Genomic DNA, 14,141 nt, shown 5'->3' with positions numbered 1-14,141 from the left:
CCATGATCTCAAAGTTCTTCATCGAGCGGCCGGTCCTCTCGAACGTCATCGCGCTGTTGATGATCCTGATCGGCGGCGTCGCGCTGTTCAATCTCGCCATCGCGCAATATCCCGACGTGGTGCCACCGACCGTGCAGGTCACCACGCGCTATCCCGGCGCCAGCGCCAAGACCGTGATCGATACCGTGGCGCTGCCGATCGAGCAGCAGGTCAACGGCGTCGAGGACATGCTGTACATGCAATCCTACAGCGGCTCCGACGGCACCTACACGCTGACCGTGACCTTCAAGATCGGCACCGACCTCAACTTCGCGCAGGTGCTGGTGCAGAACCGCGTCTCCAGCGCATTGTCGCAATTGCCGCAAGCCGTGCAGAACCAGGGAGTCACCGTGCAGAAGCGGTCGACCTCGATCCTGTTGTTCGTGACGCTCACCTCGCCGGATGCGAGGTACGACAGCCTCTACTTGAGCAACTACGCCACCATCAACATCCGCGACGAGCTCTCGCGCCTGCCCGGCGTCGGCAACGTCACCGTATTCGGCGCCGGGCAATACTCGATGCGGATCTGGCTCGATCCCAACAAGCTGCAGGTGCGTGGCCTGGTGCCGCAGGACGTGATCCAGGCAATCCAGCAGCAGAGCCAGCAGGTCGCCGCCGGTCAGGTCGGCGCGCCGCCGACGCCGCCGGGACAAGCGTTCCAGTACACGCTGAACGTCAACGGACGGCTCGACGACGCCGGCCAGTTCGAGAACATCATCGTCAAGACGGGCACGAGCGGCGACGTCACGCGGGTGCGCGACGTCGGCTGGGTCGAACTCGGCGCGCAGACCTACAGCCAGATCTTCTCGCTCAACAAGCAGCCCGCGGTCGGCATCGGCGTGTTCCAGTCGCCGGGCGCCAACGCGCTGCAGGTCGAGCAGGCCGTCGAGAAGAAGATGGCGGAGCTCGCCAAGCGCTTCCCCGAAGGCATCAAGTACGACACGCCGTTCGACACCACCAAGTTCGTCGAAGCCTCGGTGCACGAGGTCTATATGACCCTGATCGAGGCCGGCCTGCTGGTGCTGGTCGTGATCCTCATCTTCCTGCAGGACTGGCGCGCGATGCTGGTGCCGGCGACGACCGTGCCTGTCACCATCATCGGCGCCTTCGCCGCGATGGCGGCACTCGGCTTCACCATCAACATGTCGACGCTGTTTGCGATCGTGCTCGCGATCGGCATCGTGGTCGACGACGCCATCGTCGTGGTCGAGGGCGCCGCCCACAACATCGAACAGGGCATGAACGGCCACGACGCCGCGATCCGCGCGATGGACCAGCTGTTCGCGCCGATCGTCGGCATCACGCTGGTGCTGATCTCGGTGTTCCTGCCCGCTTCGTTCCTCGCCGGACTGACCGGGCGCACCTACTCGCAATTCGCGCTGGTGATCGCCGCGACCGCCCTGCTCTCCGCCATCAACGCCGCGACCTTGAAGCCGACGCAATGCGCGCTGTGGCTGCGGCCGGCCGTGCCGCCGGAGCAGCGCAATTTCTTCTATCGGGGCTTCAATGCGGTCTACAACCGCGTCGAGCGCGGCTACACAAGGCTGATCACGTTCCTCGTGAAGCACGCCACCATCTCGGTCGCGTTCGCACTGCTGATCATCGCCGCCAGCGGCTATGGCCTGTCGCGGGTGCCGACCGGCTTCCTGCCGATCGAGGACCAGGGCTATCTGATCGCCGCGGTGCAGCTGCCCGACGGCGCCGCGCTGGAGCGGACGCAGGCCGTGCTCGACAAAGCGAGCGGGCTGATCAAGGACACGCCCGGCGTGGCGCAGGTCATCACCATCGCCGGCATCTCCGCGCTCGACAACAGCGCCAGCCTCGCCAATGCCGGTGTCGCCTACATCATCCTGAAGGATTGGGACGCGCGTAAAGGGCCCGGTGAGGATCTGCGCTCGCTGGTCTTTGGCCTGAACGACAAGCTCGCTGATATCATGGAGGCGCGCACCATCGTGTTGCCGCCGCCACCGATCCAGGGCATCGGCAACGCCGCCGGCTTCTCGATGCAGGTCGAGCTGCGCGACGGCAACAGCGATTTCGCCAAGCTGCAGGCCATCACCGGCGCGATGGTCACCAACGCTCAAAGCCAGAGCGCGCTGCAGCGCGTGCAGTCCTCGTTCCGCTCCTCGGTGCCGCAATTCAACGTCGAGATCGACCGCGTCAAGACTCAGACGCTTCATGTCACCACGGATCAGGTGTTCTCGGCGCTGTCTACCTATCTCGGCTCTTCCTATGTCAACCAGTTCAACAAGTTCGGCCGCGTGTTCCAGGTCTATACGCAAGCCGATCCCGCCTTCCGCGTCACCGAGCGCGACATCGCCAACATGCAGGTGCGCAACTCGAACGGCGACATGATCCCGCTCGGCACCGTCGCCAAGATCACGCCGGCCACCGGCCCGTCGCTGATCAGCCTCTACAATCTCTATCCGTCCTCGACCGTGATCGGCCTGCCGGCGCAGGGCTATTCGTCGGGCCAATCGCTGAAGCTGATGGAGGAAATCGCGGACAAGACGTTGCCGCCGGGCACCGGCTATGAATGGACCGCGATGTCGTATCAGGAGAAGGCGGTCTCGAACCAGATCTACTGGGTGTTCGGGCTCGCCATGCTGCTGGTCTATCTCGTGCTCGCCGGCCAGTACGAGAGCTGGTACGCGCCGATCTCGGTGATTCTCGCCGTGCCGCTGTCGCTGCTCGGGCCGATGCTGATCCTCTCCGCCCTCAAGATCGACAACAATCTCTATTGCCAGATCGGCCTGATCCTCTTGATCGCGCTCTCGGCCAAGAACGCCATCCTGATCGTCGAGGTGGGGCTCGAGCTGCACGGCCGCGACGGCAAGCCGATCATCGAATCCGCGATCGAGGCCGCGCGCGCCCGCTTCCGGCCGATCCTGATGACCTCGTTCGCCTTCATCCTCGGCGTCGTCCCGCTGGTGCTCGCCACCGGCGCCGGCGCCAGCGCGCGCAAGTCGATCGGCATCACGGTATTCTCGGGCATGCTGGCCTCGACCTGCCTTGCGGTGCTGTTCGTGCCGGCCTTCTTCGTCGTGGTGCAGCGTTTCGAGAACTGGCGGTCGTCGAAGAAGAAGCCGCAGGCGGTGGCGGAGGTGAAGCCCTAACCCTGCTCCGCCGGCGCCTGCCGCGCCTCGCCGCTCGAGACCAGGAGCACCGAGACCTTCGACTGTCGCAGCACTGCATCGGCGACGCCGCCGAAGGAGAGATGGTCGGCCTGGATCCGGTCAACGCCCATGACGACGAGGTCGACGTCGGTGGTGTCGATCTCGCGCAGAATCGCCGCCTCCGGCGCGCGGTTCACGCGCAGGGTCGTGGTGATGTCGACGTCGTAGCGGGCGGCGAGATCGCTGGTGTCCTTGAGGATGCCTGTCTCCTGGCTCAACCCGCGCGAGCTACCGCGCTGCGCACCCTTGTCGCGCGTCGTCGCTACATAGACCACCCGAAGAGAACCTGAGCCGGCCTGCGCCAGCGCCACGGCGACCTCGGCACCGCGCTTGGAGACGGCGCTGCCGGACACGGGAACGAGGATGTTGAGCGCCTCGGGCATCGGCTGTTTCAGGTGCTTGCCCTTGGCGGCCACGATCGCAAGCGGTCCTTCGAACTTCGCGGCAATATCCTCGACCTTGCGATCGAAACGGTCCTTGGTGGCGGCGACCTTGGCGATGCCGACGACCAGGAGATCGAAGCCCTTGCGCGCCTCGTCGGCAATGGTCTCGCCAAGCTCCGCGCGCCTGGTGCGGCTGATGACATCGACGCTGCCGGCATCGTTGTCGCTGTTGGCGGAGACGGTTTCGGCCGCCTTCTTCACCACGGCTTCGTGGCTCACTTCCTCGCCGCGCCCCTTCTCTTGTTCCTCGGCGCGCTTGCCGATATGCAGCACCGTGATCGGCAGGCCGCGCATGCCGGCGATCAGTCCGGCGACATGCGCGGCGAAGGTGGCGTTGACGCTCTCGTCCACCGCGAGCAAGGGACGTTCGAGATTGGCGACGAAGCCGCGCCTCTCGAACTCCTCGCGCTCCAACCGCTCCTTCTCCTCCGCGCTCATCGGCAGCCTGGCCAGCGCCGCGCGCAGCATCGGCGGCATCGCCATCGTGGTCACGATCGCCATCGTCACGATCATCGTGAACAGGTTCTGGCTGAGCACGCCGATCGACAGGCCAATGGTCGCGATGATGACCTCGGTCGAGCCGCGCGCGTTCATGCCGCTGGCGAGGGCCAGCGACTCCCTCCCGTTCAACCCGCCCACGGTGCCGCCGACGAACGCGCCACCGAACTTGCCGACGCTGGCGATCACGACGAGCAGGCCGGTGAGCATCAGGAGGTTGGGATCGCGCAGCACCGTGAGATCGGCGCTGAGCCCGGCGAGACCGAAGAACACCGGCATGAAGAAGCTCGAGATCAGCCCGCGCAGGCGCTCGTCGATCTGCCGCGTCAGGATCGGCGATTCCCCGACCAGGATGCCGGCGACGAAGGCACCTAATACGGTGTGGACGCCGATCAGATGCGTGATCATCGCCATGACGCTCATCAGCAGCAGGATCACGGAGATGACCGCGGCCGCGCTGACGAGATTATCGTTGGCCCAGCGGATCAGCTGGAACACCAGGCGGCGGCCGATGGTGAAGCTGACCGCGAGGAAGGCGAGCGTTCCCAGCACCGACTTGGTCACGGAAGCGATGTCGAGCGAGCCTTGCGAAGCGAGGCTGAAAATGACGGCGATGATGATCCAGCCGATTGTGTCGTCGATCACGGCGGTCGCGACGATGATCTGCCCGACGTTGCGGCGCATGAAGTTCATCTCGCGCACGACGACCGCGACGATCTTCACCGAGGAGATCGACAGCGCCGTGCCCATGAACAGCGACGCCACCAGGCGCTCCTGCGGATTGGGCAGCAGCGCATCCGGCAGGAACTCGCCGAGTGCGAAGCCGCAGGCGAACGGCACGACGATGCCAGCGATCGAGATCGCGATCGCGGCCCTGCCCACCTTCCGGACCAGCTTGAGGTCGGTTTCCATGCCGGTCAGCAGCAAAAGCAGCAGGATGCCGAACTGGGCGATGCCGGCGATCATCGCCTTCTGCTCGGGCGCGTTGGGAAAGATCGCGGCTTGCGCCTCGGGCCAAATCCAGCCGAGCAATGACGGCCCCAGGATGATGCCGGCGAGCAGCTCGCCGATCACTGAGGGTTGGCCGACGCGCATCATGATCTCGCCGAGGCCGCGACCCACCGCGATCAGCAGGACGATCTGCGCCACCAGCAGGAATTCGGACGGGCCGGCCGATTTGCCCGCTTCGGCGCCGGCCGCAATGGTGGTGAGGATGAGCGCCGCGGGGACGAGGCCGACCGGCCGGAGCAAGGTCCACAGCATGCAGGCGTCATTTCCCCTTTACCCGGCCCCGCTGTCGGGGCCACGGGGATAGAACCCGCGGGAGGCGGCGGGAGTTCCTGCCGCGCACGACGGGACGGAGGGGGCAAAAACGCCAAACGCGAAAACAACCCCATGCACAGTAGGGATGCCGTTGAAAACTTTCAAAAAGTTCGGCTTTGCCGAAACGGCTTGCTCCGTCGGGCAAAACACTGGCAGAATGGCATCGTGGGTGGCATGGCGAGGGTGCCTCCTCATTCTCCGTCATTCCGAGCGCAGCGACTTGTCCGCCGAAGCCTTGGCGAAGGCGGAAGCAATCCAGAATTTTTCCGCGGCGGCAATTTGGATTGCTTCGTCGCAAGGGCTCCTCGCAATGCGGTGGAGAGAGTCTCCCTCACACCACCTGCGGCGTGCGGATCTCGCGCGGCAGGATCAGCGCGGCGGCGATGGCGAGCAGGCAGAGGGCGGCGAAGGCGTGCAGCATGGTGACGAATCCGCCCCGCTCATAGAGCCAGGCGACCAGACCGACGGAGGCGCCGGCCGCGGTGAAACCGACGAAATAGCGCACGGCATAGGCGCGCGAACGCCACTCTTCCGTGGTGTATTTGCCGACCATGGCGTCGTTGACCGTCACCTGCCCGAACGCACCCATGACGATGCCGATCGAAACGACGATCAGCGGCAGGTTGGACAGGCTCGCGGCCAGATACAGGAATGGCGCCAGCATGAAGGAAAGTGGCAGCGCCACCGTCTTCAGGGAGTAGCGGTCGAGCAGCCGGCCGATCGTGTACTGCGTCATCGCGCCGAACACGTAGACGCCGGCGGCGATGACCCCGAGCAGCGCCGGGCTTTTGGTCAGGTCCGCAAGCCGCTCGGCGAACAGCTTTGGCAGCGCCACGGTGACGGCGTTGAAGGTCGTGGAGATCGCGATCACCACGATCAGCAGCGCCAGGATCACGCGCCACATGTCCCGTTTGGCCACCCGCGCCTGCGCCGCCGCTTGCTTCGAGCCCTTGCGGTCCTCATGTACGATGGTCAGCGCGAAGGCGATGCCGATCAGGACCGTAACCGCGCCAGGAACGATGAACGCAAAACGCCAGCCGAGATATTGGCCGATCACGCCGGTGACCAGGGCCGACGACGCCACGCCGAGATTGCCCCAGACGCCGTTGATGCCCATCTCGCGGCCGAGCCGATCGGCGTAGGACACGATCATGGCGGTGCCGACGGGATGATAGATCGACGCAAAGATGCCGATCGCAAGCAGCGCGGCGCCGAGCTGCACGGGGGTCTGCACGAAGCCGACCGCGATCATCGAAAGGCCGATGCCGACGAAGAAGATCAGCATCATGTGGCGGCGGCTCCAGCGATCGCCCAACCAGCCGGTGAGCAGCGAGCCGGCGCCGAAGGCGACGAAGCCCGGCGTCGCGTAGGGCAAAAGTTCCGAATAAGCCATGCCGAGCGCCGGGCCCATGATGATGACAGCGGCGGCGAAGATCAGCATCGAATAATGGTCGATGAAATGACCTGCGTTGACGAAACCGATGACCCGACTGGGGCTGTTCATTCCCGAATCCTCTCCTGCTCCGAAATGAGTTATATGTCCTCCCCATGACGGGATGCTGCCAATGACTGTCTTGGAAACGCCAATCCTGCGGGAGGTCCGGAGCAACCACCACTCGCCCGCGGGCGTGCACCTGGTCGCCCGCGACTATCCCAAGGGGATGCGGATCGATCTGCACATGCACCGCGAGGCGCAGCTGATCTATGCGGCAAAGGGCACGATGCAGGTGACGACGCCCGCCGGACGCTGGCTGGTGCCGCCGGACCGCGCGGTCTGGGTGCCGGCCGGGCTCGAGCATGCCATCGACCTGCTGGCCGACATCGAGATGCGCACGCTGTATTTCGACCTGTCCTGGCTGAAGCGCGAGCAGCGCTATGACGGCCTGACCAGGGAATTCGTGGTGCGGGTGTCGCCGCTGCTCAATCAGGCGATTCTCGCGCTGTTCGACGGGCGCAACACCGAAGAGCGCACCGAGCTCCTGGTGCGCCTGGTGATGCTGGAATTGCACCAGGCCGAGGATTCCGCGACCTTCGTGCCGCTGCCGCGCGAAGCGCGCTGCCGCCGCGCGGCGATGATCGTGCTCGACGATCCCACCGGCCTGCACGACATCGACACGCTGGCGCGCGCGGTCGGAACCTCCGCGCGTACGCTGTCGCGGCTGTTTTCGAGCGAGACGCAGCTGAGCTTCAAGAGCTGGTGCCAGCGCGCTAGGATTGCGGCGGCGATCGAGCGGATATCGACGGATGCGAGCGTGTCGGTGAAGCAGCTCGCGACCCAGCTCGGCTATGCCAGCGTGCCGGCGTTCTCGGCCGCATTCCGCCAGGTGACGGGTCGGACGCCGACGGAGTTTGCAACACACGCGGTGTCGTCGCCCGGCTTGACCGGGCGACCCAGTACGCCGAGACGGCTCGGCTAGAATCGAGAAGCTGCGGCGTACTGGATGCCCGGTCAAGCCGGGGCATGACAGCGCGTTGGAATGAGCACTGCCCGGCATATCATCGACCCGTTCCGGCATGCCCTCATTCTCCAAACGCACGGCGGAGCGAAAGATGCCGCATTCGCCTGCTTGATTGTGATCGGCTTGCACCCAAATCCCGTGTAAGCTTGCCGCATCGCACAGACCTGATACGAAAGCCCCGATGGCCAACGCCTTCTTCTCCGACCTGCTTGCCACCATCTCCGAGCGCGGCCGCACGTTGCTTCGCCGGGGGGACGCCGCCGAAACCAAGCATGATGCCGACGGACTGCTCGAGCTCTGCGATGCGCTGCTGTCGGGCCGGGGCGAAGCCTCGGGCACCGCGATGGCGCGCGAGGTGCTCGACATCTACCGGGAGCTGGACGCGGCGGCACGCCGCGCCTTCTTCGAGGGCTTGGTGCGCGATTTCGGTCCCGATCGGGAGCGCCTGTCCAAGGCGATCGAGACATGGCGCGCCGCGCCCAGCGACGAGGACGCAAGCTCGCTGCACTTCGCCTCAGAGCCGCGCCGGCAGGAGCTGATCCGGCGGCTCAACCGCGCACCCGGCGGTACCGGCGATCTCGTCAACATGCGGGCCGATCTGCTCGGCATGATGAACGGGCACACCGATCTCGCCGCGCTCGATCGCGACGTCTCGCATCTTCTCTCTTCGTGGTTCAACAGGGGGTTTCTCGTGCTGCGCAGGATCGACTGGTCGACTCCGGCCAACATCCTCGAAAAGATCATCCGTTATGAGGCCGTGCACGAGATCTCGGACTGGGACGATCTGCGCCGCCGCATCGATCCGGTCGACCGGCGCTGCTACGCCTTCTTCCATCCTGCGATGGTGGACGAACCCTTGATCTTCGTCGAGGTGGCGCTGACCGAGACGATCCCCGGTGCGATCCAGCCCCTGCTCGCGGTCGACCGCCAGCACCTGCCGATCGAGCGCGCGCGCACCGCCGTGTTCTATTCGATCTCCAACACCCAGCGCGGCCTGGGCGGCATCTCCTTCGGCAGCTTCCTGATCAAGCAGGTGGTGGAAGAGCTGCGCCGCGAGCTGCCGAAGCTCGACACGTTCGTGACGCTGTCGCCGGTGCCTGGCTTCATGGCCTGGGTGAAGCAGGACAAGGATCTGCCGCTGTCGGACGAGGACCGCGAGGTGCTGAGGCGCCTCGATGATCCCAGATGGTTCGAGAGCCCGGAGACGGCGGCACTGCTCCGCGCCGTGCTGGAGCCGCTCGCGGCGCACTATTTCCTCAAGGCGCGCACGCCGAAGGGCAAGCTGATCGATTCCGTCGCCCGCTTCCATCTCGGCAACGGCGCGCGGCTGGAGCGCATCAACTGGCTGGGCGACCTCTCGCCCAAGGGAATGCGCGAGTCCGCCGGCGTCATGGTCAACTACCTCTACCGCCTCGACGACATCGAGAAGAACCACGAGGCCTATGCCAATGACGGCGAGGTCGTGGCGTCGAATGCGGTGAAGAAGCTGCTGAAGGGCGAAGGGCGAAGGCTGCTGGATATGAGGCTGTCGTAGGGGGCGGACGCTTACCACATCGTCATTGCGAGCACAGCGAAGCAATGCCGCCGTGGAAAGATTCTGGATTGCTTCGCTGCGCTCGCAATGACGGAGTGTGGGGCGACAGCTTGCGAAACCCAACGACCGCCCGCTGCAGGCTCGGACGACGACCGGATGACTTCCGCTCCCTCCCCGTCGTTGCGAGGAGCCCTTGCGACGAAGCAATCCAGACTGCCTCCGGGGAGAGATCCTGGATTGCTTCGCTACGCTCGCAATGACGGAGGACGTGGCAGCGGCTCGCCGAGTAGCCGCAGATCTCCTGCCGGTCAGATCAGCGTCTCGTACAAATCGTCCCAATTCGGATTGAGGCTCTCAATGAGCGCAAGCTTCTTCGCCCGGCTGCCACCTTTGATCTGCTTCTCGCGCACAATCGCGTCGGACATGGTCGCGTTCAGCTCGTACCAGACGAGGAGCTTGCAGCCGTACTTCGATGAAAAACCCTTTACCAGTCCTTCGCGATGCTCGAACGCGCGGCGCGGCGGATTAGAGGTGACGCCCGTGTAGATCGTTCCGTTGCGACGATTGGCGAACATGTACACGCAGGGTTGCTTCATAATCGTACTCGGCTGAGAATAGCCGCTACGATATCACAACTAAGAGATGATTACGAGGCTTTCGCCACACCGTCATTGCGAGGAGCCGTTGCGACGAAGCAATCCAGACTGCCGTAGCGGAAAGATTCTGGATTGCTTCGCTGCGCTCGCAATGACGGAGTGTGTGGCGACAGCTCGCGCAATTCGGCACATTGGGCTGCGGGCCAGACGCCCGCGAGCGGCCAGTGGCTCCTCCACCGTCATTGCGAGGAGCTCTTGCGACGAAGCAATCCAGACTGCTTCCACGGAAAGATTCTGGATTGCTTCGCTGCGCTCGCAATGACGGAGTGTGTGGCGACAGCTCGCGCAATTCGGCACATTGGGCTGCGGGCCAGACGCCCGCGAGCGGCAGTGGCCCCTCCACCGTCATTGCGAGGAGCTCTTGCGACGAAGCAATCCAGACTGCCTCCGCGGAAAGATTCTGGATTGCTTCGCTGCGCTCGCAATGACGGAGTGTGTGGCGCGGACGTCGCGCTCCAACGATACTCCTACTCCGCCAGCGCCTGCATCTCCTTGTAGAGATCGGACTTGCCTTCGAAGCCGATGCCTGCAAGCTCGGGCATGGTGATGTGGCCGTTCTCGACGCGGACGCCGTCGGGGAAGCCGCCATAGGGCTGGAACAGGTCGGGATAGCTTTCGTTGCCGCCTAAGCCGAGGCCGGCGGCGATGTTGAGCGACATCTGGTGGCCGCCGTGCGGGATGCAGCGGCTCGGCGACCAGCCGTGGGTCTTCAGCACTTCGAGCGTGCGCTGGTATTCGCACAGGCCATAGGACAGCGCGCAGTCGAATTGCAGCCAGTCGCGGTCGGGGCGCATGCCGCCGTAGCGGATCAGATTGCGGGCGTCCTGGTGGCTGAACAGGTTCTCGCCGGTCGCCATCGGGCCCGGATAGAATTCGGCGAGCGCGGCCTGCAGCGCGTAGTCGAGAGGATCGCCGGCTTCCTCGTACCAGAACAAGGGATAGTCGCGCAGCATCTTGGCGTAGGCGATGGCGGTCTCCAGATTGAAGCGGCCGTTGGCGTCGACGGCGAGCTGGGCGTCCTTGCCGATCTCCTTCAGCACCGCCTCGATGCGCCTGCGGTCCTCGTCGATATCAGCGCCGCCGATCTTCATCTTGACGACGTTGTAGCCGCGATCGAGATAGCCGCGCATCTCAGCCCGCAGCATCGAGAGATCCTTGCCGGGATAATAATAGCCGCCGGCGGCGTAGACGAAGACGCGCGGATTGGCTTTGACGCCGTGACGCTCGGCGAGCAAGCGGAACAGCGGCTTGCCGGCGATCTTCGCCACCGCGTCCCACACCGCCATGTCGATGGTGCCGACCGCGACCGAGCGCTCGCCGTGGCCGCCCGGCTTCTCGTTGGTCATCATCGCGGCCCAGACCTTGTCGGGGTCGAGATTGTCGCCGGCTGCGTCGAGCAGCGACTTCGGATCAGCTTCCGTGATGCGCGCGGCGAAGCGCTCGCGGATCAGGCCGCCCTGCCCGTAACGGCCGTTGGAGTTGAAGCCGTAGCCGACGACGCGCTTGCCGTCACGGACGACATCGGTGACGACGGCGACGAGGCTGGTCGTCATCTTCGTGAAGTCGATATAGGCGTTGCGGATCGGCGAAGAGATCGGCTTTGTAATTTCGCGGACGTCGACGATGCGGACGGACATGGGGTGGGCCTTCAGTGGTTATTATCGTCATTGCGAGGAGCGAAGCGACGAAGCAATCCAGACTGCCTCGGCGGAAAGATCCTGGATTGCTTCGCTGCGCTCGCAATGACGAGGAGCGAACGGCGCGCGCTCAGGTCAAGCCTATTTCTTATCCCTGAAATACGGCTCCACCGGACCGTGCACCTTGATGGTCAGCGGGTTGCCGTGGCGGTCCTTGGCGTTCCCTGCGGTGACGCGGACCCAGCCTTCGCTGATGCAGTACTCCTCGACATTGGTCTTCTCGATGCCCTTGAAGCGGATGCCGACGTCGCGCGACAGGATCTCCGCGTTGTAATAGGGGCTGTTCGGGTCGACCGACAGGCGGTCCGGAAATTCGTCGCTCATGATTGTCTCGCTCACAACAGTGTTTCGATTTGATTGCGCAATCCTTCGGGCCGGGCGGTCGGCGCGTAGCGCGCGACCACGCGGCCCTCACGGTTCACCAGGAATTTGGTGAAATTCCATTTGATGGCGGCGCCGAGAAGCCCGGATTGCTGGCGTTTCAGGTACTCGTACAGAGGATGCGCCTTCGGCCCGTTGACGTCGATCTTCTCGAACAGGGGAAAGGTGACGTCGTAATGGGTCGAGCAGAATTCCTGGATCTCGCTCGCCTGCCCCGGTTCCTGCGCGCCGAACTGGTTGCAGGGAAAGCCGAGCACCGAGAAGCCGCGCGGAGAGAGGTCGCGATGGAGATCCTCGAGGCCGCGATATTGCGGCGTGAAACCGCATTTGCTCGCGGTGTTGACGATCAAGAGCACCTGCCCCTCGAAACGCCGCAGGGCGACCTCCTCGCCGGCCAGCGAGTTGGCCTTGAAGTCGTAGATGGCGGTCATCGCTAGCCCACGGGATCGATCGGCGATGGCGGCACGCCGCCGGCCTCGATCGCTTCGCCGGCGAGCAGGCACAGATCCTCGCGATAGCGGCCAGAGACGATGTGCACGCCGACCGGCGCCCTGCCGACGAGACCTGTGGAGACCACGAGGCCCGGCAATCCCATGAAGGGAATCGCGATCTGCGGCAGCTGCGCTTCCCATACCCGCTTGAAGGAATCCTCGTCCTTGCGGTCGAGATGGTCGGGGAACGGCAATTCGCCGGAGACCGGCGTCAGCAGCACGGCGTATTTTTCGAAGAACAGCATCCAGTCGCGGGTCAGCGTGGCTCGCCGGGTCAGCGCCTTGGCGTAATTGGCCTGATCCATCGGCGTGACCCTGGCGCGGTTGCCGCGCAGGCAGGCCAGTGCGCCGGGATCGCCCTCGCGCTCGGCCATCTCCAGCTGCGCCTCATAGCCGTCACCGAGCCAGAGCTTGATCTGCCATTCCACCGCTTCGCGCATCGGCGGCGTGTCCTCGATCACATCGACGGTCCAGCCGGCGCGCTCCAGCCGCTTGCCGGCATCGCTCACCGCGGCCTTCACCTCCGGTGCGGTGGCAAGCCCACCCGGATTGAGGCACAGCGCAGCGCGCTTGTCCCGTGCGGGTCCTTGCAGCGGCACCGGCGCGAACCAGGGATCGCGGATGTCGCGGGCCGACATCGCTTCAAGCGAGATGCGCAAATCGTTGACCGTGCGCGCCAGCGGGCCCGAGACCGCCATGATCTGCGGACCGATCGGGCGCTCCGGCAGCGCCGGGTTGAAGGCGGGAATGCGTCCGAGCGTCGGGCGCAGACCGTGCACGCCGCAGGCATAGGCGGGATAACGGATCGAGCCGGCGATGTCGGTGCCGTGCGCGATGTGGCCGATGCCGGCCGCGACCGCCGAGCCGGCGCCGCCGGACGAGCCGCCCGGCGTCAGCGAAGCGTCGCGGGGGTTCTTGGTGTCGCCGTGGATGAGATTGGTGGTGAACCAGCGGTAGGAGAAGGCCGGGCAATTGGTGCGGCCGAGCAGGATGGCGCCCGATTTCCGGAAATTGGCGACCACCGGATTGTCCTCGCGCGCGATCAGGTCGCGCTGCAGCTTGAGGCCGTTGGTGGTGGCAAAGCCTTCCTGGTCGACATTGGCCTTGATGGTGACGGGCACGCCCGCGAGGACGCCGGGGTCCTCGCCCCGGCTAATTGCGGCATCGACGGCATCGGCCTGCTTGAGCACGTCATCCGGCCGGTGGTCGATCACCGCGTTGAGCTGGGGATTGACGGCATCGAGCCGCGCGAGACCGGCCTTGGCGGCCTCCCTGGCGGAGACTTTTTTGGACCTGACGAGGGTGGCGAGGTCGGCGGCCGACAGGCGCCAGAGATCTTGCATGGCTTGCTCCGTTTGACCGGCGTCTTTTAGCGCCGGGAACGCGGCAAAGCCATGCGGATTTCGCGGGGGTGCCTCCGTCATTGCGAGCGCAGCGAAGCAAT

The 14,141-nt window shown here is 65.0% G+C and carries 10 protein-coding genes; 3 read left to right on the top strand and 7 right to left on the bottom strand.

From position 1 onward, the window contains the following. Nucleotides 1-2: 2 nt before the first annotated feature. A complete protein-coding gene (locus tag I6F37_RS12810; protein ID WP_225151356.1) occupies nt 3-3,155 on the top strand; it encodes an efflux RND transporter permease subunit in 3,153 nt (1,050 codons plus the stop codon). Here I6F37_RS12810 and I6F37_RS12805 read toward each other — a convergent pair. Then, nucleotides 3,152-5,419 (bottom strand): cation:proton antiporter, encoded by a 2,268-nt coding sequence (locus I6F37_RS12805; RefSeq protein ID WP_036015690.1) that lies wholly within the window; start codon nt 5,417-5,419, stop codon nt 3,152-3,154. The genes I6F37_RS12810 and I6F37_RS12805 overlap by 4 nt on opposite strands. A gap of 391 nt (nt 5,420-5,810) precedes the next feature. Next, nucleotides 5,811-6,983, bottom strand: coding sequence for an MFS transporter (locus I6F37_RS12800; protein WP_036015693.1), 1,173 nt, complete (start codon nt 6,981-6,983; stop codon nt 5,811-5,813). Between the two features lie 61 nt (nt 6,984-7,044). Between I6F37_RS12800 and I6F37_RS12795 the strand changes: the two genes are divergently transcribed. Further along, nucleotides 7,045-7,896 carry a helix-turn-helix transcriptional regulator gene (locus I6F37_RS12795; protein WP_225151354.1) on the top strand — a complete coding sequence of 284 codons (852 nt, stop codon included), beginning with the start codon at nt 7,045-7,047 and terminating at the stop codon, nt 7,894-7,896. 223 nt (nt 7,897-8,119) lie between these two features. Then, the gene (locus tag I6F37_RS12790; RefSeq protein WP_036007375.1) at nt 8,120-9,472 is read left to right on the top strand and encodes a malonyl-CoA decarboxylase; all 1,353 of its coding nucleotides are present in this window, start codon (nt 8,120-8,122) and stop codon (nt 9,470-9,472) included. 308 nt (nt 9,473-9,780) lie between these two features. On the opposite strand, the gene I6F37_RS12785 is transcribed toward I6F37_RS12790, so the two are convergent. The 5 genes from I6F37_RS12785 to I6F37_RS12765 form a co-directional block, all read right to left on the bottom strand. Continuing rightward, nucleotides 9,781-10,068, bottom strand: a complete 288-nt coding sequence (locus I6F37_RS12785; RefSeq protein WP_036007372.1) for a GIY-YIG nuclease family protein — start codon at nt 10,066-10,068, stop codon at nt 9,781-9,783. Nucleotides 10,069-10,595: 527 nt separating this feature from the next. After that, entirely contained in the window at nt 10,596-11,765 is a 1,170-nt protein-coding gene (gene tarD, locus I6F37_RS12780) for a D(-)-tartrate dehydratase (protein WP_225142232.1), read from the bottom strand. 141 nt (nt 11,766-11,906) lie between these two features. Further along, nucleotides 11,907-12,149 (bottom strand): DUF3297 family protein, encoded by a 243-nt coding sequence (locus I6F37_RS12775; protein WP_036007363.1) that lies wholly within the window; start codon nt 12,147-12,149, stop codon nt 11,907-11,909. An 11-nt stretch (nt 12,150-12,160) separates the two neighbouring features. Beyond that, complete coding sequence (locus I6F37_RS12770; protein ID WP_036007360.1) at nt 12,161-12,637, bottom strand: glutathione peroxidase; 477 nt, start codon at nt 12,635-12,637, stop codon at nt 12,161-12,163. A 2-nt stretch (nt 12,638-12,639) separates the two neighbouring features. Continuing rightward, on the bottom strand, nt 12,640-14,040 hold the full coding sequence (locus I6F37_RS12765) for an amidase family protein (RefSeq protein WP_036027256.1): 1,401 nt from the start codon (nt 14,038-14,040) through the stop codon (nt 12,640-12,642). Nucleotides 14,041-14,141 lie beyond the last annotated feature (101 nt).

The organism is Bradyrhizobium sp. NBAIM08, from assembly GCF_020193935.1.
Taxonomy (GTDB): Bacteria; Pseudomonadota; Alphaproteobacteria; order Rhizobiales; family Xanthobacteraceae; genus Bradyrhizobium; species Bradyrhizobium yuanmingense.
Note: the sequence above shows the minus strand (reverse complement) of the source record. Positions and strands in the feature narration are given on the sequence as shown.

Bases quoted from the DNA above. Each gene is read 5' to 3' on its own strand.
- I6F37_RS12810 (WP_225151356.1), top strand. From the start codon at position 3: ATGATCTCAAAGTTCTTCATCGAGCGGCCGGTCCTCTCGAACGTCATC.
- I6F37_RS12805 (WP_036015690.1), bottom strand. From the start codon at position 5,419: ATGCTGTGGACCTTGCTCCGGCCGGTCGGCCTCGTCCCCGCGGCGCTC.
- I6F37_RS12800 (WP_036015693.1), bottom strand. From the start codon at position 6,983: ATGAACAGCCCCAGTCGGGTCATCGGTTTCGTCAACGCAGGTCATTTC.
- I6F37_RS12795 (WP_225151354.1), top strand. From the start codon at position 7,045: ATGACTGTCTTGGAAACGCCAATCCTGCGGGAGGTCCGGAGCAACCAC.
- I6F37_RS12790 (WP_036007375.1), top strand. From the start codon at position 8,120: ATGGCCAACGCCTTCTTCTCCGACCTGCTTGCCACCATCTCCGAGCGC.
- I6F37_RS12785 (WP_036007372.1), bottom strand. From the start codon at position 10,068: ATGAAGCAACCCTGCGTGTACATGTTCGCCAATCGTCGCAACGGAACG.
- tarD (WP_225142232.1), bottom strand. From the start codon at position 11,765: ATGTCCGTCCGCATCGTCGACGTCCGCGAAATTACAAAGCCGATCTCT.
- I6F37_RS12775 (WP_036007363.1), bottom strand. From the start codon at position 12,149: ATGAGCGACGAATTTCCGGACCGCCTGTCGGTCGACCCGAACAGCCCC.
- I6F37_RS12770 (WP_036007360.1), bottom strand. From the start codon at position 12,637: ATGACCGCCATCTACGACTTCAAGGCCAACTCGCTGGCCGGCGAGGAG.
- I6F37_RS12765 (WP_036027256.1), bottom strand. From the start codon at position 14,040: ATGCAAGATCTCTGGCGCCTGTCGGCCGCCGACCTCGCCACCCTCGTC.